20 protein-coding genes and 1 pseudogene are annotated in these 24,822 nt (G+C 72.9%); 12 read left to right on the top strand and 9 right to left on the bottom strand.

All coding sequences use genetic code 11. The annotated features are described in order from the left end of the window. The first annotated feature begins 52 nt into the window (after positions 1-52). Complete coding sequence (locus ABR737_RS40630) at positions 53-1,240, top strand: ROK family transcriptional regulator (RefSeq protein ID WP_350256168.1); 1,188 nt, start codon at positions 53-55, stop codon at positions 1,238-1,240. Between the two features lie 175 nt (positions 1,241-1,415). On the opposite strand, the gene ABR737_RS40625 is transcribed toward ABR737_RS40630, so the two are convergent. After that, positions 1,416-2,162: a GntR family transcriptional regulator gene (locus ABR737_RS40625; protein ID WP_350256167.1), complete on the bottom strand. Its 747-nt coding sequence runs from the start codon at positions 2,160-2,162 to the stop codon at positions 1,416-1,418. A 299-nt stretch (positions 2,163-2,461) separates the two neighbouring features. Between ABR737_RS40625 and ABR737_RS40620 the strand changes: the two genes are divergently transcribed. From ABR737_RS40620 to ABR737_RS40595, 6 genes are all read left to right on the top strand, one after another. Beyond that, the gene (locus ABR737_RS40620) at positions 2,462-3,127 is read left to right on the top strand and encodes an aspartate/glutamate racemase family protein (RefSeq protein WP_350256166.1); all 666 of its coding nucleotides are present in this window, start codon (positions 2,462-2,464) and stop codon (positions 3,125-3,127) included. Positions 3,128-3,313: 186 nt separating this feature from the next. Next, entirely contained in the window at positions 3,314-4,156 is an 843-nt protein-coding gene (locus tag ABR737_RS40615; RefSeq protein ID WP_350256165.1) for an alpha/beta fold hydrolase, read from the top strand. Between the two features lie 442 nt (positions 4,157-4,598). Further along, entirely contained in the window at positions 4,599-6,221 is a 1,623-nt protein-coding gene (locus ABR737_RS40610) for an alkaline phosphatase D family protein (RefSeq protein WP_350256164.1), read from the top strand. Positions 6,222-6,305: 84 nt separating this feature from the next. Then, positions 6,306-7,703: a GNAT family N-acetyltransferase gene (locus ABR737_RS40605; RefSeq protein ID WP_350256163.1), complete on the top strand. Its 1,398-nt coding sequence runs from the start codon at positions 6,306-6,308 to the stop codon at positions 7,701-7,703. A gap of 173 nt (positions 7,704-7,876) precedes the next feature. After that, positions 7,877-9,571 (top strand): DUF885 domain-containing protein, encoded by a 1,695-nt coding sequence (locus tag ABR737_RS40600; RefSeq protein ID WP_350256162.1) that lies wholly within the window; start codon positions 7,877-7,879, stop codon positions 9,569-9,571. Between the two features lie 94 nt (positions 9,572-9,665). Further along, positions 9,666-11,198, top strand: a complete 1,533-nt coding sequence (locus tag ABR737_RS40595) for a GNAT family N-acetyltransferase (protein ID WP_350256161.1) — start codon at positions 9,666-9,668, stop codon at positions 11,196-11,198. Between the two features lie 67 nt (positions 11,199-11,265). Here ABR737_RS40595 and ABR737_RS40590 read toward each other — a convergent pair whose 3' ends face one another. Together ABR737_RS40590 and ABR737_RS40585 are read right to left on the bottom strand one after the other, a co-directional pair. Then, positions 11,266-14,475, bottom strand: coding sequence for an AAA family ATPase (locus ABR737_RS40590; protein WP_350256160.1), 3,210 nt, complete (start codon positions 14,473-14,475; stop codon positions 11,266-11,268). Continuing rightward, positions 14,472-15,638 carry an exonuclease SbcCD subunit D gene (locus ABR737_RS40585; protein ID WP_350256159.1) on the bottom strand — a complete coding sequence of 389 codons (1,167 nt, stop codon included), beginning with the start codon at positions 15,636-15,638 and terminating at the stop codon, positions 14,472-14,474. Before ABR737_RS40585 ends, ABR737_RS40590 begins: the two co-directional genes overlap by 4 nt. 385 nt (positions 15,639-16,023) lie before the next feature. Between ABR737_RS40585 and ABR737_RS40580 the strand changes: the two are divergent. Then, positions 16,024-16,257, top strand: a pseudogene (locus ABR737_RS40580) (chaplin); the annotation flags it as partial. Positions 16,258-16,746: 489 nt separating this feature from the next. On the opposite strand, the gene ABR737_RS40575 reads toward ABR737_RS40580, so the two are convergent. Then, positions 16,747-18,291, bottom strand: coding sequence for an APC family permease (locus ABR737_RS40575; RefSeq protein WP_350256158.1), 1,545 nt, complete (start codon positions 18,289-18,291; stop codon positions 16,747-16,749). 186 nt (positions 18,292-18,477) lie between these two features. Next, positions 18,478-19,104 carry a YigZ family protein gene (locus ABR737_RS40570; protein WP_350256157.1) on the bottom strand — a complete coding sequence of 209 codons (627 nt, stop codon included), beginning with the start codon at positions 19,102-19,104 and terminating at the stop codon, positions 18,478-18,480. Positions 19,105-19,367: 263 nt separating this feature from the next. Between ABR737_RS40570 and ABR737_RS40565 the strand changes: the two genes are divergently transcribed. Next, positions 19,368-20,156, top strand: a complete 789-nt coding sequence (locus tag ABR737_RS40565; protein WP_350256156.1) for a type VII secretion system-associated protein — start codon at positions 19,368-19,370, stop codon at positions 20,154-20,156. A gap of 191 nt (positions 20,157-20,347) precedes the next feature. Continuing rightward, positions 20,348-20,755 carry a CoA-binding protein gene (locus ABR737_RS40560; protein ID WP_350256155.1) on the top strand — a complete coding sequence of 136 codons (408 nt, stop codon included), beginning with the start codon at positions 20,348-20,350 and terminating at the stop codon, positions 20,753-20,755. Positions 20,756-20,780: 25 nt separating this feature from the next. Here the strand turns inward: ABR737_RS40560 and ABR737_RS40555 are convergent, their stop codons facing one another. After that, entirely contained in the window at positions 20,781-21,008 is a 228-nt protein-coding gene (locus ABR737_RS40555; RefSeq protein ID WP_350256154.1) for a hypothetical protein, read from the bottom strand. Positions 21,009-21,182: 174 nt separating this feature from the next. Between ABR737_RS40555 and ABR737_RS40550 the strand changes: the two genes are divergently transcribed. Beyond that, a complete protein-coding gene (locus ABR737_RS40550) occupies positions 21,183-21,674 on the top strand; it encodes a GNAT family N-acetyltransferase (protein WP_350256153.1) in 492 nt (163 codons plus the stop codon). Between the two features lie 54 nt (positions 21,675-21,728). Here ABR737_RS40550 and ABR737_RS40545 read toward each other — a convergent pair whose 3' ends face one another. Continuing rightward, positions 21,729-22,286, bottom strand: a complete 558-nt coding sequence (locus ABR737_RS40545) for a YbaK/EbsC family protein (protein WP_350256152.1) — start codon at positions 22,284-22,286, stop codon at positions 21,729-21,731. Positions 22,287-22,328: 42 nt separating this feature from the next. After that, the gene (locus ABR737_RS40540) at positions 22,329-22,901 is read right to left on the bottom strand and encodes a cupin domain-containing protein (protein WP_350256151.1); all 573 of its coding nucleotides are present in this window, start codon (positions 22,899-22,901) and stop codon (positions 22,329-22,331) included. A 106-nt stretch (positions 22,902-23,007) separates the two neighbouring features. On the opposite strand from ABR737_RS40540, the gene ABR737_RS40535 reads away from it, so the two are divergent. Continuing rightward, positions 23,008-23,877 (top strand): EamA family transporter, encoded by an 870-nt coding sequence (locus ABR737_RS40535; RefSeq protein WP_350256150.1) that lies wholly within the window; start codon positions 23,008-23,010, stop codon positions 23,875-23,877. 40 nt (positions 23,878-23,917) lie between these two features. On the opposite strand, the gene ABR737_RS40530 is transcribed toward ABR737_RS40535, so the two are convergent. Continuing rightward, entirely contained in the window at positions 23,918-24,700 is a 783-nt protein-coding gene (locus ABR737_RS40530; RefSeq protein ID WP_350256149.1) for an acyltransferase, read from the bottom strand. Positions 24,701-24,822: the final 122 nt, after the last annotated feature.

The raw sequence follows: 24,822 nt of genomic DNA, 5'->3' as shown, positions 1-24,822 counted from the left end.
CTCCGGTGACCGGCTACGATCCGCCCCACACGCGAAGTGAGGGAGACGGACGTTGGGGCGGCTCACCGGCGGGGACCCCTCCCTGCTGCGACGGATCAACTCCGCTGTGGTGCTGCATGCGCTGCGCGCCGCGGACTCCCCCACGCTCACCCACCTCGTCCAGGTGACGGGCCTGTCCCGGCCGACGGTCGAGGGCGTGGTCGAAGGGCTCATCGAGACCGGTCTGGTGGTCGAGGCGGTCGCCGAGGACAGCGGGACCCGCCGCCAGGGACGTCCTGCCCGCCGGTTCCGGTTCCGTACGGAGGCCGGGCATCTGCTGGGCATCGAGATCGGCCCGCACCGCGTCGCGGCCCTGCTGTCCGATCTGAGCGGGCGGGTGCTGGACTCCGCTCAACGTCCCGTGGAGGAGAGCGCACCGGCCGACGAGCGGCTGGAGCGGGTCCGCGCCGTGGTGGCCGATCTGCTGCGCCGCACGGGCGTGCCCCGGCCTTCACTGCGGGCCGTCGGTGTGGCCGGCCCCGGCATCATGGAGGCGGACGGCACCGTCCGGCTGAGCACGGCGCTGCCCGGCTGGACGGGTCTGCCGCTCGGTGAGCGGCTACGGCGGTCGTTCCGCTGCCCGGTGCTGGTCGAGAACGACGCGAACGCCGCCGCGGTGGCCGAACACTGGCAGGGTGCCGCCATCGGCTCCGATGACATCGTTTTCGTGCTGGCCGGACTCAGCCCGGGAGCCGGCTCGCTGATCGGCGGACGCCTGCACCGCGGATTCGGCGGGGCGGCCGGAGAGATCGGTGCCCTGCACCTGCTCGGCCGTGAGGCGACACCGGAGAGGCTGCTGTCGACGACCGGCGAGCCGCTGCATCCCCTGGACGAGGCACAGGTCGCAGCGGTCTTCGCGGCGGCGCGGGAGGGTGACGCACAGGCCCGGGAGGCGGTCGACCGGTTCCTGCGGCGGCTGGTGCACGATGTCGCGGCCCTGGTGCTGGCACTCGACCCGGAGCTGGTGGTGATCGGCGGCTGGGCGGCGGGGCTGGACCGCGTACTGGAGCCGCTGCGCGCGGAGTTGGCGCGCTACTGCCTGCGCCCGCCGCAGGTCGCCCTGTCCCGGCTGGGCGAGGCGGCGGTCGCCACCGGGGCACTGCGGCTCGCGCTCGATCATGTGGAGGGCGAACTCTTCGCGGTGGAGGGCACGGTGACGGCCCGCCCCACGCGCCACGACGTGGTGCCGGGACGCCGCTGACCAGCAGCGACCCGCAGCGACCCGCACCGACGACCGCAGCCTGTACGGAGCTCCGCCGGGGCCCCGCCGCGCTTGGCAGGCCACCATCCGACCCCCCGGCCCACGACCGCACGCGAACGGGCCCCCACCGGACCGCTGTCCGGCGGAAGCCGGCTACCTCGGCCGTCGGGGCGGCTCAGCCCGCGAGCAGCGCGACCGCGTCGCTCTCGCCGAAGGTCAGGCGGCAGGTGTCCGCACGGTAGGTGGAGACCGCGACGGCAGTCGTGCGGCCCCCGGAGACATAGCGGGTGGTGACCACCAGGACGGGCGCGCCGGGGAGCCGGTCCAGTTGCTTGGCGTCCTCCGCACGGGCCGAGCCGAGCTCGACGGTACGGTCCTGGCCGTCCAGCTCCAGCGTCTGCAGCGCGTGCAGCACCGCGCGGGCGCGGGCCGGGGCGCCGAGCGAGGCGGCCGGCGCGCAGTCCGGGAGCGCGGCCGCCGGGACGTACAGCAGCTCGGCGGCGACGGGCCGGCCGTCGGTGACCCGGCTGCGGCGCACGATGTGCACCGGCTCACCGGGGGCGGTCGCCAGCAGGCCGGCGACCGCGGCGGGCACCGTATCGCTCTCGACGGCGTCGAGCGGCTGCCAGTCGTCGCCCGTGGCGCCGGGCCAGGTGTGGCGGACGGGGTCGACGGCTACGCCGATCCGCGGCGGTGCGACGGTGGTGCCCACACCGCGGCGGCGCTGGAGTCTGCCTTCCAGCTCCAGTTGTTCGAGCGCCTGCCGCAGCGTGGCCCGGGCGACGCCGAACCGCGCGGCCAGTTCACGCTCGTTGGGCAGAATCTCGCCGACCGTGAACTCCGAGTCCAGTGCCTCGCTGAGCACGGTCTTGAGGTGCCAGTACTTCGGCTCCGGCACCGTTTCGAGCTGCGTGGTCCCCACCCTGTCCTCCGCACTGGCCGTTGCCGGTTCTGCGCCCCCGTGGGCTCGGGCCCACACCCCAGACGCCGCCTTCGCGGGCCCGCTTGCACGCCCGTTTCTTCGCGAGCCTGCGTGGCACACCCGATAATGAGCGTTTCTTTATGAAAGGTTGTTGCAGTATCCCGACGATATGGCCGCCCCCACCCTTGGTCAAGACCAATCCGGCATCCGTTACGGATCGGCGCGACGGCCCGTCCCGACCACTCGTACCGGCCGCCCCACCGACGCCCTTCCCCACTCCACCCGCTACCGTCACCGGCATGCTCGCCCTCCTGCACACCTCTCCCGTTCACGTCCCGGTCTTCGACGCACTGCGCGACGAGGAGGCCCCCGGCCTGACGCTCCATCACCTCGTACGCCCCGAACTCCTGGACCGGGCAAGGGCGCAGGGTCCCGACTCCGTGGCCAAGGACCTCGAAGCCGACCTGGCGGGGGCGGCCCGCGACGGGGCACGGGTGGCGCTGTGCACGTGCTCGACGATCGGTTCGGTCGCCGAGGCGGCCGGTGCGGCGCTCGGCCTGCCCGTCCTGCGGGTGGACCGCCCGATGGCCGCGACCGCAGTCGCCACCGGCCCGCGCATCGCCGTACTCGCCACGGTGGAAAGCACCCTCGTCCCCACGGAGGACCTGATCAGGCAGGAGGCCGACCGGGCCGTCCGCGAGATCAGCGTGCGTACCGTGCTGGTGCCGGACGCCTGGGAGCGCTTCGAGGCCGGCGACCGCGACGGCTATCTCACGGCGGTCGCCTCCGCGGCGCGGGAGATCCGGGACGCCGACGTGATCGTCCTGGCGCAGGCCTCCATGGCGCCGGCCGCCGAAGGTCTCGATGTCGGTGTGCCGGTGCTGGCCGGCCCGCGGACCGGTCTGCGCGCCGCCGCTCAACTGGCCACGGGAGACAGCGGCTGCTCCGGATCGCGGGCGGTCTAAGGGCTGCCTTCGAAGTCCCGGCTGCATCGCGGGCGGTCTGAGGGCTGCCTTCGAAGTCCCGGCTGCGGTGACCTGCGGCGTCTCGCGGACTCGTCCCGGCGGCCCCATACCGCTCAGTAGCCACACCTGGCATCGCGTCAGCGCACGCCCGGGACCACCGCACGCACCGCACCCCGAGGAGTTCTGATGGCCACCCCGGTCTCCTTCGCCCGTGTCACCCCCGAGGACCGGCCGCCGTTCACGGTCGCCTACGAGCGCAAGGGCGCGGGCGAGCCCGTCGTCCTGTTGCACGGAATCGGCCACCATCTCCAGGCCTGGCGCCCGGTGTGCGACATCCTGGCCGCGTCCCATGAGGTCATCGCCCTCGATCTGCCGGGCTTCGGCGCCTCCCCCGCACTGCCCGGTGGTTCCTCCTACGCGTTGTCGTCGGTCGTCCCGCTGCTCATCGCCGCGTTCAAGGAGCTCGGTGCCGACCGCCCGCATGTGGTGGGGAACTCGCTGGGCGGGCTGCTCGCCCTGGAGCTGGGCCGCGCGCGGGCCGTCCGGTCGGTCACCGCGCTCTCGCCCGCGGGCTTTTGGACCCGGGCCGAGCGGCGTTACGCCTTCGGTGTGCTGCGCGGCATGTACGCCGGGGCGCAGGCGCTGCCCGGGCCGGTGGTGGAGACCCTGGCCCGGACCGCACTCGGCCGCGCCTCACTGACCGGCACCATCTACGCCCACCCCGGCCGTCGTTCGGCCGCGGCCGTCGTGGCGGAGACCCGGGCGCTGCGCGAGGGCCCCGGTTTTGCGCCGACGCTGGCGGCCGGCCGGGAGGTACGGTTCACCGCCGATGTGCCGGACGTCCCGGTGACGATCGGCTGGGGCAGCCGGGACCGCCTGCTGCTGCCCCGACAGGGCGTACGCGCCAAGCACACGATTCCGGGCGCGCGGCTGGTACGGCTGCCGGGCTGCGGGCATGTGCCGATGCACGACGACCCGGCGCTGGTGGCGCGGGTCGTCCTCGACACCGTCGGCCGGGGAAGTTCCTAGCGGGAGTGCCGGCTTCCCCGGCCCGCGGCGGCACGAAGACCTCTGCGGCGCTCCGGGGCGGGTGCCCCGAGCGTCCCGAGCGCTCTGCGTGTCCCGGGCATCCCGTGCGTCCTGGGCATCCCATGCGTCCCAAGCCCCCAGTACGTCCCGAGCGCCCCGTACGGCCCGACCACCCCGCCCGACCGACCCGGCGGCCGCCGTTGCACCGAACGCGCGTACCCGGACCGTAAACGTCCCGGCAACATCCTGGCGATCGGCCGGGGGTCTTGCGACCATGGCCCTGGTCCGGTGAGCCACAGGGCCGGGACCGGAGACCCACTCCCGGCCGACGGACGGCCCGCGGAGTCGAACGGGCCGCTGTTCACCGTCCGTTCGACTGCCGGGCACCGGACAGCGATACGAACGGGGCGGCAGTGAAGTCGGGCGAGCATGGAGGTTGGAGATGGCGCAGGGATCCGGCGGCGGCTTCGGACGGCGGTCGCTGCTGCAGGGCGCGGCGGCCGGCTCGGCGGCACTGGCGCTGCCCGCAATCTCCTGTGCCGCACCGGCGCAGGCCCGCAGCGGGCGGCCGAGCGCCGACTGGGGCGTGCAGGTGGGGGATGTGACCACCTCGTCGGGTCTGGTGTGGGTACGGTCCGACCGGCCGGCCCGGATGGTCGTGCAGACCGCGGCGACCGAGTCGTTCCGTAACGCCAGGACCTGGCACGGCCCGGTGACCGGGGCGGGGACGGACTTCACCGGCGTGACCTCGCTGCACGGCCTGCCGTCCGGTGAGCAGATCCACTACCGGGTGCTGCTCGCCGACCCGGACGATCCCCGGCGGTCCGGCGAGCCGGTCACCGGCACCTTCCGCACGGCGCCCGCGGGCCGCACCCCCACGGATGCCGGGAGAGATTCCGGCCGGGTCGGCGGCGGGCGGCGGGAGGGCGTGCGCTTTCACTGGTCGGGGGATCTGGCCGGGCAGGGCTGGGGGATCAACCCGGACCGCGGCGGCTACCGCATCTACGAGGACATGCGGCGCCGGAATCCGGACTTCTTCCTGTGCAGCGGCGACAACATCTACGCCGACGGTCCGATCTCCGAGCGGGTGACGCTGCCGGACGGCCGGATCTGGCGGAATGTGACGACCGGGGAGAAGGCCAAGGTCGCCGAGACGCTGGCGGAGTTCCGCGGTGCGTTCCGCTACAACCTGCTGGACGAGAACCTGCGCCGCTTCAACGCCCAGGTGCCGATGATCACCCAGTGGGACGACCACGAGGTGCACAACAACTGGTATCCGGGGCAACTGCTCGACGACGACCGGTACACGGTGAAGGAGACAGATGTGCTGTCCGCGCGCTCGCTGCGCGCGTTCAGCGAGTATTTCCCGATCCGGACGCTGCGGCCCGACCGGGGCAGCCGGGTCTACCGCGTGGTGCATCACGGCCCGCTGCTCGATGTGTTCGTACTGGACATGCGCCGCTACCGGAACGCCAATTCGCCGGACCGGCAGACCGACGACCCGCAGGGCATTCTGGGGGCCGAGCAGCTGCGCTGGCTCAAGCGCGAGCTGTCCCGCTCCGCTGCGGTGTGGAAGGTGATCGCCTCCGATATGCCGCTGGGTCTGGTCGTCCCGGACGGCAAAACCAACTTCGAGGCGGTGGCCCAGGGCGATCCGGGCGCGCCCCTGGGGCGCGAGCTGCAGCTGGCCGAACTGCTGCGGCACATCAAGCACGCCCGGGTGACCGGCACGGTATGGCTGACGACGGACGTCCACTACACCGCGGCGCAGCACTACGCGCCGGAGCGGGCCGCGTTCAAGGACTTCGCGCCGTTCTGGGAGTTCGTGTCGGGCCCGTTGAACGCGGGTGGATTCCAGGCGGTGAAGCTGGACGGAACATTCGGGCCCGAGCAGCCGTTCATCAAGGCGCCGGACCGTGCCAACACCTCTCCCGCGGAGAGTCCGCAGTACTTCGGCGAGATCGATATCGACGGGGGAAGCGGGGAGATGACGGTGCGGCTGCGTCAGGAGGGCGGCGAGGTGCTGTTCAGCAAGGTGCTGCAACCGGGACAGGTAGGACAGTAGAGTCCAATGCGTCGATTGCGTCTTTTACCCGTCGGACACAAGGTGTTGGCGATCAGGCAATACCTGTGCGCCAGGATCGTGTGCATGACTGAAGCATCCTCTGCCCGGGCCGCCCGCCGTCACCACCGGCGGCGGGATATCGTCGAGCTGGCCGCCCTGTTCACCGCCGTTACCGCGGCCGGCGCCCTCGCCAACACCGTCACACACGGCCCGTCGGGCCCGCTGCTGCTGTGCTCCGCCGCGGTCGCCCTGCTGGCCACGGCCGGCTTCCACGTCTGGTGGTCACGACGCCACGAGAACGCCCCGCCGCCGACCGATACCGGCGCCACGGCGGCGTCCTCGTCCGGACCGGCCCCCGGGGCGGACGGAGCGGAGACGGTGCTGTGGCGGATGCGGACCACGGTCCGGGACGAGCCCGGCAGCCTGGCCGCGCTGTGCACAGCGCTGGGCGCGCTGCGGGTGGACATCCTCAGCCTGCAGACCCACCCGCTGTCCGAGGGCACGGTCGACGAGTTCCTGCTGCGCGCGCCCGGCGCACTGACACCCGCGGAACTGACCCGCACGGTCACCGGCGCGGGCGGTGCGCAGAACTGGCTGGAGCGGGCCGATGCGCACGACCTCGTCGATGCGCCGACCCGGATGCTGGGCCTGGCGACCCGTACCGCCCTGGACTCCGCCGAACTCCCCCTGGTGCTGCGTCAGTTGCTGGGCCGCTGCACGATCCGCTCGGTGCCCGCGCGCTCACTGCACGGCCGGCCGCTCGCCGAGCAGGTACCCCCGGAGGGCGTGCTGGAGAAGCACCGTATGAAGTTCCGCGACCCCTCCGGGGGCTCGCTCACCATCGAAAGGCCGCAATTGCCGTTCACGCCCGCCGAGTTCGCCCGGGTACGCGCCCTGGTCGACCTGGACGCCAGACTCGGCCAGCGGGTACCGCCGCGGCGTGATGTCCTGACGCTGCCCGAGGGCAACGAGATCACGGTCCGCCGCGCCGACACCTCCGATCTGGCCGCGGCCCGCGAGATGCACGACCGCTGCTCCCCGCAGACCCTGGGGCTGCGCTACCACGGCCCGGTCGGTGACGCGGACCGCTATCTCGGCCATCTGCTCAGCCCGCGGTTCGGCCGCACTCTGGCGGTGGAGACCGCCTCCGGCCGGCTGGTGGCGCTGGGACATCTGCTGTGGGACGGCGACGAGACCGAGGTCGCCCTGCTGGTCGAGGACGCCTGGCAACAGCGCGGCATCGGCGCCGAGCTGCTGCGTCGGCTGGTGACGATGGCGGCCGAAACCGGCTGCGAGAGCGTCTATGCGATCACCAAGGCCTCGAACACCGGCATGGTGGCGGCGATGCGCGGACTCGGGCTGCCGCTCGACTACCAGATCGAGGAAGGCACGCTGGTGATCACCACCCGCCCCACGGATCTGCCCGCCCGGCGGGAGACCCGGCAGAGCGTACGGATCCAGGACGGGACGGGGCGCCGCTGAGCGCCACCCCGTGGTGCCCGGCCGGGCCACCGGCGCCGCCGCGCCGGGCGTTCCGGCGCCCGGCCGGCGCCCCCGCATCCGGAACTCCCGCATCCGGACACGAGCGCAAAGCGACAGCAACGTACCGCCTCTTGGTGGTGACGTGGCGGGGCCATCCGTACGAGGATGGACGCATGTCCCACACCACTACTTCCGGGGGCGGTCCGCTGCCCCGCCAGGTCGCCGATGCCTTTGTCGACGCCCTCGTCGACCTGGACCCCATCACCGGCACCTTCCTCGGCATCGCCGAGAGCTCCGGCAAGCTCCCCGACTTCTCACCGACGGGCCAGGAAGCGGTGGCCCAGCTCGCCCGTACGACGCTGGAGAAGCTGGCCGAGGCCGAGTCCCGGCCGGGCGCGGACAGCGCCGCCGAGCAGATCTGTGCGCGGCTGCTGCGCGAGCGGCTGACCGCCGAGCTGGCGGTCCACGAAGCGGGCGAGGGCCTGCGCACGGTCAGCAACCTCAGCTCGCCGCTGCACCACGTCCGTGAGGTCCTCACGATCACCCCGGCCGAGACCGACGAGGACTGGACGGCGATCGCCCGGCGGCTGCGGGCCGTACCCGCCGCGCTGGAGGGCTACCGCGCCGCTCTCGACGCCGGTCTGAAGCGCGACCTGCCCGCCGGACCGACCCAGGTCCGCACTGTCATCGGCCAGTTGGACGAATGGATCGGCACCGACCGCGGCTGGTTCGCCGAGTTCACCGACGCCGGCCCGGACACCCTGCGCGCCGAACTGACCGAGGCCGCCGAGGTGGCGACCGGCGCCCTGGTGGAGCTGCGCGACTGGTTCCGTGACAGCTACGCCCCGGCCGTCGAGGGTGCACCCGACGTGGTGGGCCGGGAGCGCTACGCCCGCCTCGCCCGCTACTTCAACGGCGCCGACCTCGACCCGGACGAGGCGTATGCGTACGGCTGGTCCGAGTTCCACCGGCTGCTGGCCGAGATGGAGACCGAGGCGGAGAAGGTCCTGCCCGGTGCGAAGACGCCGTGGGAGGCGCTGGCCTGGTGCGATGAGCACGGCGAGGCCGTCGAGGGCGTCGAGGAGACCCGGGCGTGGCTCCAGTCGCTCATGGATGAGGCGATCGACGCGCTCGACGGTACTCACTTCGAACTGGCCGAGCGGGTGCGCCGGGTGGAGTCGCGGATCGCCCCGCCCGGCGGCGCGGCCGCCCCGTATTACACCCAGCCGTCGCTGGACTTCTCCCGCCCGGGCCGGACCTGGCTGCCGACGATGGGCGAGACCCGCTTCCCGGCGTACGACCTGGTCTCCACCTGGTACCACGAGGGCGTGCCCGGCCATCACCTCCAGCTGGCGCAGTGGGCACACGTCGCCGACCAGCTCTCCCGCTACCAGACGACCGTCGGCATCGTCAGCGCCAACGCCGAGGGCTGGGCGCTGTACGCCGAACGGCTCATGGATGAGCTGGGCTTCCTGACCACCGCCGAGCGGCGCCTGGGGTATCTCGACGCGCAGATGATGCGGGCGGTCCGGGTCATCATCGACATCGGGATGCATCTGGAGCTGGAGATCCCGGCGGACTCCCCCTTCCATCCCGGTGAGCGCTGGACGCCTGAGCTGGCGCATGCGTTCTTCGCCCAGCACAGCAGCCGCCCGGCCGACTTCGTCGAGAGCGAGATCATCCGCTACCAGGGCATGGCCGGGCAGGCGATCGGCTACAAGCTCGGCGAGCGGGTGTGGCTGCAGGGCCGGGAGGCGGCCCGCGCCCGGCACGGCGCGGACTTCGACCTCAAGGCCTGGCACATGGCGGCGCTGTCGCAGGGCTCGCTGGGCCTGGACGATCTGCTCGCCGAGCTGTCGGCGCTCTGACGCCGGCCCGGGTGGACGGCGGCCCGGGTGGACGGCGGCCGGTCACCACACCGGGTGTGGTGGACGGCCGCCGCTGTCCGTAGGGTCCGCTGATATGACAGTGGACCCCGCGGCGGACCGGCCGCTCCTCCTGCTCCCCGGTAACCCGCTGCGTCCCCGGCGCCCCGATCCGCACTTCGCGGCCGAGGCCGCCGCAGCGCAGTCGGCCGGCGCGGCGACCGCGGTGCTCGACCACGAGGCCCTGGTCGCCGGGGACGCCGAAGCGGCGGTGGCACGGGTCCCGCGGGGGGCCGGGCCGGTCTGGTACCGCGGCTGGATGCTGCCCGCCGGCCGCTATGCCGAGCTGTCCGCGGCGCTCGCCGACCGCGGCTGCCGGCTGCTGACTTCCCCCTCCGCCTACCGGTGTGCCCATGAGCTCCCTGGCTGGTACGACACCTTCCGCGCGCTCACCCCGCACAGCGTCTGGCTCCCCTGCGCGCCCGGCCGGGCCCCGGAGCGGGCGGCGCTGGCGGGTCTTGCCGAAGGGACCGGCACGCCGCCGGGCCGGCCCCGTCCGCTCGTTGTCAAGGACTGGGTCAAGTCCCGTAAACACGAGTGGGACGAGGCCGCCTTCGTCCCCGACGCGGGCGACACCGAACACCTGACCGCGGTCGTCGGCCGCTTCGTCGCCCTCCAGGAGGAGTTCCTGACCGGAGGCGTGGTGCTGCGCGACTTCGAGTCCTTCGAGGCCGTGGGTGAGGCGCGGGTGTGGTGGGTGGACGGCGAGCCGGTACTGACCGGCCCGCACCCCGACACCCCGGGACTGCGCCCTGTCCCCGATCTCACCCAGGTGGCGCCTGCCGTACGGGAGTTGGGGCTGTGCTTCGTCACCACGGATCTGGCGCTGCGCACCGACGGTGTGTGGCGGGTGGTGGAGGTCGGTGACGGCCAGGTCAGCGGTCTGCCCGCGGGGGTGGACCACCGGCCGCTGTTCGAGGCGCTGGTCACCGCGGGCGCCGGCTACCCGCTGGTGCTCACGTCCGGCCGGGTGGCGCTGCGTGCGCTGCTGCCCGCCACCGCCGCGCGGGTCGCGGACGGCGAGCCCGCGGGGTTCGACTGGATCGACGGCACCCCGCCCCCGGCCACCTCGGGCGGTGCCGGTATCGCCGTACGGGCAGCCGCGGCCGGCCACTACCGGCCCGGCTGGGGCGTCTTCGTCCTGACCGACGCGGCCTCGGGAACGGCGCTCGGCAGCATCGGCTTCCACGGCCCGCCGGATGCCGAGGGCTTCGTGGAGATCGGCTACGACCTCTCCCCGTCCGCGCGCGGCGCCGGCTGGGCCACCGACGCCACGCGGCTGCTCGCCGGCTGGGCGGCCGCCCGCCCCGGGGTACGGACGGTGTGCGCCCTGACGGAGCCGGAGAACGTCCCGTCCCAACGGGTGCTGGAGCGGGCGGGTTTCCGGTTCTCCGGGGAGCGCGACGGTCTGCGCGCCTACGAGATCGACGGGTCCGCGGCCGGGACCGGAGCCGGGGCCGGGGCAGCGTCCGGGACCGGAGCCGAAGCCGGAGCCGAAGCCGGAGCCGGAGCCGGAGCCGGAGCCGGAGCCGGAGCCGGAGCCAACGCCGGAAGCCGCCCTCGGAGTTGATGACCTGGCCGGTGATCCAGGCCGCCTCCTCGGTCCGGCGGCCCCGCGCGGCACGCTCAGGTCATGCTCAGCTCCGTACGCGATGCCGGACCGTCGAGCCCGACCGGTCCTTGACGACCTCCAGTTGAGCGGGGATCCGCGCCTTGAGGTCCGCGACATGGCTGACGATGCCGACGCTGCGATCGCGCTCACGCAGGGAGTCCAGCACGTCCAGCACCTCGTCCAGGGTCTGTTCGTCCAGACTGCCGAACCCCTCGTCGATGAAGAGGGTGTCCAGCCGGGTGCCGCCCGCCTCGTCGGTGACCACATCGGCGAGGCCGAGCGCCAGCGCGAGCGAGGCGAAGAAGGTCTCGCCGCCGGAGAGGCTGGAGGTGTCCCTCTCGTGCCCCGTCCAGGCGTCGATGACATGCAGACCGAGGCCGGAGCGCCGGGCGCCGCCGGACCGTTCGTCGGAGTGAACGAGGGTGTAGCGGCCCGCGGACATCCGCTGCAGCCGGGCCGTGGCGGCGGCGGCGACCTGTTCGAGCCGGGCGGCGAGCACATACGACTCCAGGCGCATCCGCCGCTCGTTCTCCGTGGACGTGCCGGAGGCGAGGGCGGCGAGGCGGGCGATGCGCTCGTAGCCGGCACGCAGCGGGGCCAGGGCGCGGGCGTCGGCCTCGGCGCGCGCGGAGAGCCGGTCGAGCTCGGTGCAGCGATCCCGGGCCGCGGCGTGGGTGGCCGAGGCGGTACGCAGCCGCACCGCCGCCGCCTGGTGCGCGGCCTGTGCGGCGGCCGGGTCCGCGGGCGGCAGGGCCGCGGCGGCGCAGGCACCGGGATCGGCCAACTCCGCTTCCACCGCGGCCGATTCGGCCTGCCAGTCGTCGAGTCGCTGCTGCAGCTCCCGCCATTCGCCGTCCCGCAGCAGGGCCTCGGCGGCGGCCTGCGGGGTGTCGAATCCGGCGCGGCGGGCGGCGTCGGACAGCCCGGCCTCGGCTTCCTTGAGGCGCTGGGCGCAGGCGCCGGCCGTACGGGCCGTCTCCGCCGCCGCGGCGAGCAGGGCGACCTGCCGCTCCAGCCGCGCGGCCCGGTCGGCCACGCTCGGGGAGTCGCCGCGCGCCCGGGCCAGTTCCTCTTCCAGGGCGGCCCGTTCACGGTCGAGCGCCTCGCGCCGGGAGGTACGGGCAGCGACCCGGCGCTCGGCCTGCTGTTGTCCGTCGCGGCGCCGTTCGTATGCGCGCTCGGCGCGTGCCAGCGCCTCGCGGGCGGCAGGAAGGCCGGCGCCGAGTGCATCGGCACGGGCGAAGTCGGCGCGCAGCTCCTCCACCCGGTCGCCGAGTTCACCGGTCGGGGTGCCACCGGCCGTGGCGGCCGCGGCGGCCAGCGCTTCCTTGGCCGACTGGCAGTGGGCCTCCGCCTGCTGCCGTGTCTCCTCGGCCTTGCGGTGAGCCTCCAGCGCGGCTTCCTCGGCCGTCCGGTCGACATGGCCCGCCCCCGCCCGGGCCGGGGCGGGGTGCTCCGTCGCACCGCACACCGCGCAGGCCTGACCGTCGCGCAGCCCGTCCGCAAGCTCGGCGGCGATCCCCCGCAGCCGACGGTCCTTGAGATCGAGCCAGTGCTCGTGGGCCGCCGCGGACTGCTCCCTGGCGGCGAGCAGTTCCCCTTCCGCCGCCCGCACCTCGGCGGACAGCCGGTCGCGGTGGCGGGCCGCCTCCCAGCGTTCGGCGGCCGGTGCGATCCGGGCCTCGAGCTGGTCGGCCCGGGTGGCGGCCTCCTGGGCGGTTTCGATGCGCTGCTGATGGGCGCGCTGGGCGTCGCCCCATGCGGCAAGCCACTCGGCGGCATCCCTGAGCGTCTGCTCATCGGCGTGCGCCTCACGGTCGAGGGCGGTCCGCTCCCGGGCGATGTCGGCGGCGCGCCGCTCGGCCCTGCGGGCCGCCCCGAGCGAGCCGAGATCTTCCCTCACCTGCCGTTCCCTCGCGGCGAGGTGCTCGCTCTCGGCCTCGGCGAGGTCGGCCGGCAGCGGGCTTCTGGCCTGCCGCTCGGCGCGCTGTGCGGCGTCCAGTTCATGCCAGGCGGCGTCCCGCAGGGCGAGTGCGGGCGCGACCTCCGCTGCCGTACGGGCCCGCTCCAGCCGCTCCCGGGTGCGCTCCCGCTCCTCGGCACGGGCATCGAGCCGGGCGGCCCGTCGCCGGGCGTCCGCGTACCGTTGCTGGAGCCGGTCGCGCTCCCGGGCCTCTTCCCACTCCCGGGCCGCCCGGTGCTCGGCGGCCTCGGCGGCGTGCACCGCGGAGTGCGCGACCGCCAGCCGCTCCCGGGCACTCACCCGGGCAACGGCCGCCCTGACCAGCACCGCTTCCGCAAAACCCGGCTCGCCGGGGCCCGTTGCGGCCCGGTCTTCCCCGGCCGCGGCACGGCCGGTGCCACCCCGTCCGCCGCTCTCCACGGGCCCGGCCTGCCCCGGCACGGTCGCCCGCGCCGCCCGGGCCGCCGTCGCCGCCGCCCGCCCGCGTCCGCGCGCCGGTGCGGCCGGCGCCGCCTGCCCGGCGCGCTCCGGCGCCGGGACGGACGGATCGGTGAGGTCGGCGCTCTCACCGGCCGCCTGCGCCATCCGGTGCGCCAGCGCCAGCAGCCGTTCGTCGCCTGCCGTCACCGTGTCGGCGGCGGCCTTGCGGCGCACATTCAACTGCTCTTCGAGGGCGGCGAACCGCCGGGTGTCGAAGAGCCGGCCCAGCAGCCGGGAGCGGGCCTCCGCATCGGCCTGCAGAAAGCGCGCGAAGTCGCCCTGCGGCAGCAGCACCACCTGGCAGAACTGCTCCTTGCTCATCCCGAGCAGCTGGCCGATCTCCTCACCGATCTCCTGGTGCGAACGGCTCAGCGCCTTCCAGTGACCGCCCGAGCCGTCCGCCGCTCCCCCGCCGCCGGCCGCCGCCGGCACGAATTCCCGCAGCCTGCTCTGCGCCTTCTCCTTCGTCGTACCACTGCCGCGCTTCTTGGGGCGGGGCTGCTCGGGGAGCCGGGTGATCTCCAACCGCCGTTCCGCCACGGTCAGTTCGAGCACGACCTCGGTGAGGGTCAGCGGGTCGGCCAGATCGCTGCGCAGGGCCTGGCCGCTCTGCCGCGCCCCGGGCACCGACCCGTACAACGCGAAGCACACCGCGTCCAGGACCGAGGTCTTGCCCGCGCCGGTCGGGCCGTGCAGCAGGAACAGACCGCCCCGCGACAGCCGGTCGAAGTCGATGGTCTGGGTGCCGCCGAAGGGTCCGAAGGCGGTGAGGGAGAGCCGGTGCAGCCTCAACGCGCCACCTCGGCCACCATGTCGTCGACACGCACCTCGTCGATCGCCGAACGCAGTTCGGTCCGCTCCTGCTCATCGACCGCCCGTCCGGACCGTACGTGCGCCACGAAGTCCTCGGCGATCTCCTGGTCGCTGCGCCCGCGCAGCCGCTGCGCATACGAGGCCACCGAGCGGTCGGGCCCGTCGTCGGGGTCGAAGACCAGGCTGACGATGTGCGGGAAGCGCCGGGCGAGCCGGGCCATGGGTTCGTGCGGCCGGACGGTGTCGGTGAGCGTCGCCTCGACCCAGGACTCCTCGTGGCGGGCCTGTTCCGGGTCCTCCAGCAGCTGCTCCAGCGGCCCGCGGATCCGTGCCAGCGGCCGCGGCACCGGGCAGTCCACCCGCTCCGCCCGCACGGCGCCGTCCGCGTCGAGGTCGACGATCCATGACGACTTGCGGTGACCGGCCTCGGAGAAGGAGTAGGCGAGCGGCGATCCGGAGTAGCGGACCCGCTCGGTGAGGGTCTGGCAGCCGTGCAGATGCCCGAGGGCGACGTAGTCGACCCCGTCGAACACCGGCACCGGAACGGAGGCGACCCCGCCGACGGTGATGTCGCGCTCGCTGTCGCTGACCGCACCACCGGCGACGAACGCATGCGCCAGCACCACGGACCGGGTTCCCGCGGGCCGGCCGGCGAGGTCGGCCCGCACCCGCTCCATCGCCGCGCCCAGCACCTCCGCATGGTCCGCCCGCCGCGCGCCGAGGGTGTCGCGCACCATCGCGGGTTCGAGATACGGCAGACCGTAGAGCGCCACCGGTCCATGGGCGTCGGAGAGCAGCACGGGGGTGCCGCAGCCTGCCGGGTCGGTACGGAGGTGGATCCCGGCCTGCTCCATCAGCCCGGCACCGACGCCCAGCCGGCGGGCGGAGTCATGGTTGCCGGAGATCATCACGGTCGGGACACCGAGGGCGGCGAGCCGGTGCAGGGCATCGTCGAAAAGCTCGACCGCGGCGAGCGGCGGCACAGCCCGGTCGTAGACGTCGCCGGCGACCAGCACCGCATCGATTCCCCGGTCGCGCACCGTGGCGACGAGATGGTCGAGGAACGCGCGCTGGGCGGAGAGCAGATTCACGCGGTGAAAAGACCGCCCCAGATGCCAGTCGGAGGTGTGCAGAAGCCTCACGTGGCGACTCCGACCTGCATGTTCTTCCCCTCCGTGGGCTACGCGTCAGCACGGCCGGCGTGAGCCTCGGCCCCCCGTCCGTCACGGACCTCATTCTCGCACCCACAGAGGGGCCGGGTGGGCCGGTGGGCCGGAGGCCCGGCGGGGCCGGTGCGAGCAGCGGCCTGCGGCACCGATGCGGCCGTACCGGGGCCCGGACTCCGTGGTCCGGCATCCCAGCAACACGCAACCCACCAGACCCTTTACACACATAAGGCACCATTAACCACATTTTTCACTCGAAAGCGTGAAACCATCCCAGGTTTACTCATGTTGCGGCCGCAAGCGCCGAAGGGAAGTAACAGGAAGCGGCAGTGAGCCGCTTGGATCGATCGGGAGATTTGTTATGTCACGGATCACGCGGGTGGCTGCTGTGGCCGCTCTTGCGGCAGGTACTGCCCTGGGGGGCGTTACGGCGGCGTTCGCAGACAGTGGCGCGGCCGGTGGCGCGGCCAATTCACCGGGAGTGGTGTCGGGCAACGCGTTTCAGATCCCGGTCCACATTCCGGTCAATCTGTGCGGCAACACCATTAACGTCGTGGGGCTGCTGAACCCGGCCTTCGGCAACACCTGCTTCAACGGGAACGTCGAGCGCCGTGTGATCGTGCACCGTCACGTCACCAGGCACGTCACCAAGCACATCATCAAGCGCGTCGTGAAGCACCACAAGAAGCACCACCCGAGCGGCGGTATCCACACCGGCGGCGGCGGCTTGATGCGCTAGTACGCGATGCGTCCCGGGTGCGGCCGGTCACCACGGCCCCACCCGGGACGGTCACTGACCAACGCATCACCAGGCCCGGGGCCGGGCCGTTTGCACCGACAGCCCTTCCACCTTCATCGGAGCAGGCGACCCGGCCCCGGGCTCCTTTGTGCCCTCCGGCACCCGGAGGCCCCGCCGTCCCGGACACACCCCGGATACGACCCGGACGCGACCTGGCCGCGCCTCCCCCTCAGGGCCTCCCCCCTCAGGCCCTCCAGGGCATCCCCCTCAGGTCCCTCTCAGGGTCTCCCCCTCATCCCCCTCGCCCGCCGGCTTCGGCCCGCGTATGAGCCCGCGTACGAGCAATCATGGGCCTTCGCCCTGAGGCACGCCGCCTTCCGCGCCGCGACCCTGATCGCGGCGTCCGACGTCTTCCCCACACGGGCGCTCTCCGTGAGGGACCGCAGCCGTCACCTCGGCAGGCTCCGCGCCGTGCAGATACTCCTCGCTGATCCGCTTCGGCCCGAACGGCCACTCCTTCTCGTAACGGGCCCAGGCGAGGAAGGCCACCACACCCGCGCCGACCCAGGCCAGCGACCATTCGATGGGGTGCCTGCCGGGCGAGTTGCGGTCCGCATAGCCGTAGATCACCAGCCAGCCGACCAGCGCCACGACACCGGGCAGCGGATAGAGCCACATCCGGTACGGGCGGCGCAGGCCCGGCTGGCGGCGCCGCAGCACGGTGACCGCGGCTATCTGGGCCAGCGACTGCACGATCACCATGACCGTGGTCAGGAGCTGGATGATGGTGGCCAGGTCGGTGTGCCGTCCGATGAGGAAGCCCACGGCCATCACGGCTCCCATGGTCAGCAGGCCCAGGACGGGGAAGCGGTGACGGGGGTGCAGTTTGCCGTACGGGCGGAAGAAGACCCGGTCGCGGGCGGCGTCGTAGGGGACCCGGGAGCCACCGAGGAGTCCGGTGAAGACGGAGGCGACGGCGGTGATGAGGATGAGCACGGTGACGATGTCGGCAGCGCCCTTGCCCCAGGCCTTCTCCAGCACGGCGGAGGCGACGGAGGAGGACGCCGTGGAGTGCGGGTCGAGCATGTCCTTCCAGTCCACGACGCCCAGGGTCCCGATCTGCAGCAGCAGATAGATCGTCATGATGCCGAGGATCGAGGTGATGACGGCACGGGGGATGGTGCGGCCGGGCTCTCTGATCTCGGCGCCCATGTACGCGATGGTGTTGTAGCCGAGGTAGTCGTAGATGCCGATCGTCAGGCCGGCCGCGAAGCCGATCCAGAAGTGGCCTGCCGTCAGCTCGAAGGCATGGGCGGGGTAGGTGAACGCCCGCTGGGGGCTGAAGTGGGTGAAGGCGGCGACGATGACCAGGGCGACGGAAGCGATCATCACCGTCCACAGGACGACGGTGAGCCTGGCGATGTTCTCCACCCGCCGCCACAGCAGCGCGATGATGCCCACCGTGACGACGAGGCCGACGAGGTCGCCCTGCACCGGGCTCATGTCCGGCCACACATAGCCGAGGTACTGCACAAAACCGATCACCCCGGTGGACATGCCGAGCGGGATGAACAGCATGGCCGTCCAGACAAACAGAAACGGCATCAGCTTGCCGGTCCGGTACTGGAACGCCTGCCGCAGATAGACATAGCTGCCTCCCGCACCGGGCAGTGACGCGCCCAGCTCGGCCCAGACCAGTCCGTCCGCGAGCGCAAGAACCGCACCGGCCAGGAACCCGGTCACGGCCTGCGGCCCGCCGAACGCGGCGACCATGAGCGGGATGGTCACAAAGGGACCGATGCCGCACATCTGGCTCATGTTGATGGCGGTGGCCTGGAACAGGCCGATCCGGCGGACGAATCCCACGCGCTCATCGAGGAGTTCAGGCATCGGGACCCTTTCTCGTGCCGGCGCGCACACCGGTTTCGCGGCCTGGTCTCGCCGCGCCACAGGCTGACACGATCGGCGCTCCGGCGCACCGGTGCGTCCCGGACTTTCCGGTGCGGTCCGCACCTGCCGCCGTCTCTGCGTCCGCACCCGCCGCCGTCTCTCCGGCAGGCCCCCGGGCCCCGGCCGTCAGAGGTCGCCGTACGCCTCGCCGCCGAGCTCCAGCCTCGCCGTGCCGGCGGTGGTGTCCGCGAGCCAGGCACGGAAGGCCTCGACGTCGGCCTCCGGCAATCCGATCTCGATCCTGACCTCTGCCCCGTAGGTGACCTCGCGCACCGCCCGTCCCGTCATGCGCAGATCGTTCTCCACCCGGCCCGCGCGCTGGTGGTCGACGGTGACCGTCACCAGGCGGAAGCGCTGCCGGGTGACCGTGCCCAGTGCGTCCAGCGCCTCGCCGACGACGCCTCCGTACGCCCGGATGAGGCCGCCGGCACCCAGCTTCACGCCGCCGAAGTAGCGGGTGACGACAGCGACGACATAGCGGATCTCACGGCGCACCAGCATCTGCAGCATCGGTACGCCCGCGGTGCCGCCCGGCTCCCCGTCGTCGCTCGCCTTCTGGATCCCGCCGTCGGCGCCCAGGATGTAGGCGAAGCAGTGATGACGCGCGGTGGGGTGCTCCTTGCGGATGCGCGCGATGAAGTCCTGGGCCTCGGCCTCGGTCGCGACGGGCGCGAGCGCACAGAGGAAGCGGGACTTGTTGATCTCGATCTCATGGACGCCCTCGCGCGCGAGCGTGCGGTACTGCTCCTGCATCGGACCAGCCTATGCGGCCCCTGTGACATGCGGATACCGGCCGGCGTGGCCGGACCGCGCCGCGCTGGGGTGTCCGCCGTACGGGCTCGGGTGTCCGCCGTACGGGCGCAGAGCGCACGGCCGAGCGGCGTACCCACCCCGTCCGCACGGTGCGTCGGTGCGACGTCCGCGCCGGCCGTGGGCACTGTGAGGTCAGTGCGAGAGCCTCGTGTTTCCGGGGCCCCGCTCGTACGTGTAGGAACGGCGGGTTTGCGGAGGGCTGCATGGAAGAGAGCACACAGTCGGCGATGACGGCGGGCGTTCCCGTCACGGGCGAGGAGATGCCCGAGCCCCCACCGGAGGTCATCGAGGCGGCACGCCAGGCACCCGACCACTGGCTGGCCATGGTGGATCTGACCTGGCAAGGAGAGGGGCCACCGCCCCTCTGGGCGCTGATCGGGCAGTGGCGTTCGGACGCGTCCGGCGAGATCGTCGAGTGGCGCGACAATCCGGAGTACCGGCCGTCGCCGCAGATGCTGGACTGGGCGGAGCCGACCGATGCGGTCGACGCCGCGCTGCAACTGGCCGCGACCGGCTACGGACCGGGAGAGGCCGTCTCCGAGGCGCTTGGGCGCGCGGAGGTCTTTGTCCTGGTGACCGCGACCGGTAGCCCGTTGGCCGCCGCGTCACCCGAGGGCACCCCGGTGATCCCCGTCTACACCTCGCAGAGCTACCTCGAATCGGTGGGGCGTCTGCTGTACGACCGTCGGCCCGTGGCCGCACTCGTCGAGCAGCTGCCGCCGGGGCATGCGCTGTATCTCAATCCGACCGGCCCGGTGAGCATGCTGGTGGATACCGAGGAGCTGCGCGCCGTGCTGGCCGGCGCGTCCGGAACGGCGGATGAGCCGCGGGATGTGGCCGTGCCCGTGCCGCCGCGCCCGGGTACCGGGGCCGCCGGGGCCGAGCCGGTGGGCGGCGGCCGGGGGATCGGCAAACCGGCCCGCGCCGCGAAGGGCAGCACCGCCGTCGGAGCCGGAATGGCCGGCAGCGGTATGGCCCGCGGCGCCAACTGAGCCACCGGCACCGAAGACCCGCCCCGCCCGTCTTCCCCTTCGGGCGGGGCGTCTGCCGTCCGGCGCGCGCCGAGCGTGGCGCGCCCCGCGGCCGCACCGCCGCGCCTTCGCGCCGTCTCCCGCAACGGGAATCTCCGGGTCCCGCCGTCCGTTGTCCGGCACAGGACCCTTCCATCCGCAGGAGGCAGTGCGTGTACGGCGACCCCAGCACGATCCGCAAGATCCTCACCGAGCTCGGCGACACCTGGGCCATCGTGGGCCTGTCCGGCAATGAGCAGCGTGCGGCGCACGGCGTCGCCGAGGTGCTGCAGCGTTACGGCAAGCGGATCGTGCCGGTGCATCCGAAGGCGGAGACGGTGCACGGCGAGCAGGGGTATCGGTCCCTGGACGCCATTCCCTTCCCGGTCGATGTGGTCGATGTGTTCGTCAACAGCGAGCAGGCGGGCGGTATCGCCGACGAGGCCGTGGCGGTCGGGGCGAAGGCGGTCTGGTTCCAGCTCGGGGTGGTGGACGAGGCTGCCTGGGACCGGGTGCACGACTCCGGACTCGCGATGGTGATGGACCGCTGTCCCGCGATGGAGATACCCCGTTTGAGCTGAGCGGCGGGCTCGGGGCGCGCCCTCCTCACTCCTCGGGGTGCCGGGGAGGGCTCCCGTCCCCGGCACACTCGACGTTCGGGCAGTGTCCGGTGATGACCACCATGGGCGTCTGCACGCTGGTGGCGCGCTCTCGTCCGGTGAAGATCAGGGGCATATCGCAGCGATCGCACAGCACGGCTTTCCCTTCGCGCCCCTGGGTAGCCGCATGAAGAATCCGATTGACGTGATCGCTGTCGCCATCGTTACCGGTCATACACCCACCGTAGCCAGATCGCGAGCTCGTGGGGGCCTGTTTGCGGTGCTTGAACGCCCACCCCGGCCGGCCGACCGAATGATCCCGTACGCCGGGCCTCCGCGCCGTGGGCAGCTGGTGAACGAGGGGAGGTACCCCGTTGGGGCTGGGCTGCGGGTGCGTTAGCGTCCGGGCATGAGCCGGATGCGAGCCGCTGTGCCCGAGGACGCCGCCGAGTTGGTCCGGTTGCGCCGCCTGATGTTCCTCGCCATGAACGGGCGTGACGTGCCCGGGAGTTGGGAGCGGGACGCGGAGGTAACCGCACATCGGCAGCTGACCGGGCCGCGGGCGCGGCTGGCCGGATTCGTGGTGCCGGGTGACGAGGCGGGTGCGCCTCATCTCGCGGCGTGCGCGCTCGGCACCATCGAGGAGCGACTGCCGTCACCGAGCCATCCGACGGGGCGCTTCGGCTTCGTCTTCAACGTCTGTACGGACCCCCGCTACCGGGGCCGCGGCCATGCGCGCGCCACGACACAGGCCCTGCTCGGCTGGTTCGCCGAGCAGGGCGTCACCCGGGTCGATCTGCATGCCACCGACGAGGCCGAGCCGCTGTACCGGCGCCTGGGATTCACCGAGCACTCCACGGCGCTGTCGCTGGAACTGCCCTCCGGCACGTTCGCCCCGTAGAGCCGGCCGGGCGGCCTGCGGCCAGGGGGCGGCGCCCCTAGGGGGTGTCTCCCCCTAGGCGAGTGCCAGCCCCTCCAGGACCGTGGCGCCGGGCAGTTCGGCCAGTGCCTTGCCGGGCACGATGAGCTTGCCGCGGCGGCTGCCGCTGCCGATCAGGGCGTAGGGGATATCGGCGACGGCCGGGTCCAGCAGCAGCGGCCAGTCGGCGGGCAGGCCGATCGGGGTGATCCCGCCGTACTCCATCCCGCTCTCACCGACCGCCTGGTCCATCGGCGCGAACGAGGCCTTGCGGGCGCCCAACTGACGCCGCACCACGCCATTGACGTCGGCGCGGGTGTGCGAGAGGACGACACAGGCGGCCAGGGTGGTCTCGCCGCCGCGCTTGCCGGCCACCACCACGCAGTTCGCGGACTGCTGCAGGAGCCAGGGGCCGTGGCGCTCGACGAGCAGTGCGGTGTCCGCGATGGCCGGGTCCGTGTCGACGAAGCGCAGCTCCTCGACCGGTACGGATCCGTTCCAGGCGCGCAGCACGGCGGCCACCGGCGCGGTCAGCAGGTCCAGGCAGTCCACGGCGGGCCGGACGTCGTCGAAAGCATCCATCGGCACGGGCATGCCGCCAAGTTAACAGTCCTGGCAGAGCGGCGGCCGGCCGCCTCAGCCGGCGAGCGGGATGATCACCGACATGGTCATCTCGACCGGTTCCGTGCCGTCGTTGCGGTAGCCGTGCGCGACCTTGGCCTCGAAGCTTGCCGAGGCACCGGCGGGCACCGTGTGCTCCACACCGTCCACGACCAGCGTCAGCGTGCCGGCCCGGACATGCAGCAGTTCGACGGTGCCGGGCGGGTGCGGATCCGAGGCGCTGCTGTCGCCGGGCATCAGCCGCCAGTCCCACAGTTCGTACGGGCCGGGTGCCTCGGCGCCCACCAGGAGCGTGGTGAAGCTGCCGCCCTCGGTGGACCACAGCCGGACCGCCTCGTCCGGCGCCACGATGCGGACCTGCGGGCCCTGTTCGTAGTCGAGGAGCGTGGTGATGCTGACGCCGAGCGCGTCGGCGATCTTGACGGTGGTTCCCACGCTCGGATTCGTCCGGGCCTGCTCGATCTGGATGATCATGCCGCGGCTGACCCCGGCGCGGGCCGCCAGTGCATCGAGGGTGAAGCCGCGCTCGGCGCGCCAGTGCTTGAGGTTGCGGGCGAGCGACTGCGTGAGCTGGTCGAGGTCCGTCACGGTCCGTCCAAGTCGAAGGGCAATATATTGGATGCAGCGATACAGTTTGTTGCACTACGGTGTGGTGTACTTCAGCGTCCGGTTCACTGTACTGCGAGGTTTCACCATGACAGCGGTCTTCGCCCTGGCCACCAGCCTTCTGTGGGGGCTCGCCGACTTCGGCGGCGGACTGCTCACCCGACGCCTCCAGGCGCTGACCGTGGTGGTTGTCTCGCAGACCCTGGCCGCCGTGGTGCTGGGCGCCGTGGTGATAGCCACCGGGGGCTGGCGGGAGGCCGGACCGCAGCTGTGGTGCGCGGTCGGGGCGGGCGTCGTGGGGCCCGCCGCCATGCTCTGCTTCTACCGCGCCCTGGCGCTCGGCCCGATGGGTGTGGTCTCCCCGCTCGCCTCGGTCGGCACGGTCCTCGTACCGCTCGGGGTCGGGATCGTGGCGGGTGAGCGGCCGGGGCTGCTGCAGGCCGCCGGCATGGTCGTGGCCGTGATCGGTGTCGTGCTGGCCGGCGGCCCGCGGATCAGCGGCGCGTCGGTGGCCCGGCAGACCATTGCGCTGACGCTGATCTCGGCGCTCGGATTCGGCGCGGTGATGGCGCTGATCTCCGAGGCGTCCACCACCGTGACCGGCCTCTTCCTCGCCCTGTTCGTCCAGCGGGTGTGCAATGTCGCCGTCGGCGGCGCCGCCCTGTACGCATCGGTGCGGCGTGGCACCCCGGCGCTGCCCGAGGGCGGGCTCCCGGCCCTCCGGGGCGACCTGCCCGCGCTCGCTTTCGTCGGAATCGCCGATGTCGCCGCCAACGGCACCTACGCCCTGGCCGCCCAGAACGGGCCGGTCACCCTGGCGGCGGTGCTCGCCTCCCTCTACCCGGTGGTCACCACGCTCGCCGCGCTCGGCGTCCTCAAGGAACGGCTGCGGGCGATCCAGACGGCCGGCGCCTCCCTCGCGCTGGTCGGCTCGGTCCTGCTCGCGTCGGGAAGCTGAGGAGAAGGAGCAGGCGGCAGCTCCGGCTCCTGACGGCGGCTCAGGAGGCTTCGTACGTCTCCTTGGCTTCGTACGTCTCCTTGGCTTCCTCCGCCTGCCATGCCCGCAGCGCGACCAGCTGGTCCGGGGTGACGCCCTCGGGAATCGGCACCGGCGCCGGTGTCCGCAGCGGCGGCTGCCAGCCCTGCTCGGCATCCCAGCTGCGGACGACCCGGGCGGGCGCACCGGCCACCACCGCATGATCGGGGACCTCGCCGCGGACCACGGCCCCGGCCGCGACCACCACGTTCCGGCCCAGCCGCGCACCGGGCAGGATCACCGCGCCGGTACCGATCCAGCTGCCGGGGCCGATGGCCACCGGGGCGCTGCGCGGCCACTGCTTGCCGACCGGCACCTGGGGGTCGTCGTAGCTGTGGTTGGTGGTGGTGACGTAGACACCGGGGCCGAAGAAGCAGTCGTCGCCGATCGTCAGCCGGACATCCGCGATCACATGGCTGCCGCGGCCCAGCACCACGCCGTTCCCCAGCGTGAGGATCGGCTCCGGACCGAGGTCCAGGTCCGGCATCATGCCCGCGGTCAGCGTCACGTCCTGGGCGATGATGCAGTGGTCGCCGAGCTCGATCCACGGGTCGCCGAAGAGCGTGCCCTGCGGATAGGCGAGCCGGGTGCCGGTACCGATCCGCCGGAAGCGGTACGGGCCGGGGCGCTCGGCCGTGACGGCCGCGGCTTCCCTCACCCAGCGCGCGCCGCGGTGGACGGCGCGCGACACGGCCCGGCGCCGCCAGGCCGCGATGGATGAGAACACGTTCTGGTTTATCGGCACCCGCACACCGTACTCAGCCCGCCGGTCGGCGGACCGCGCGCCCGGCTGTGATCTTCGCCCCACCGGCCGCCGCCTCTGCCCGGCGCAGCGACCGTCGTCTACGGTGCTGTTGGCGCGGCGCA

Source organism: Streptomyces sp. Edi2 (genome assembly GCF_040253635.1).
GTDB lineage: Bacteria > Actinomycetota > Actinomycetes > Streptomycetales > Streptomycetaceae > Streptomyces.
Note: the sequence above shows the minus strand (reverse complement) of the source record. Positions and strands in the feature narration are given on the sequence as shown.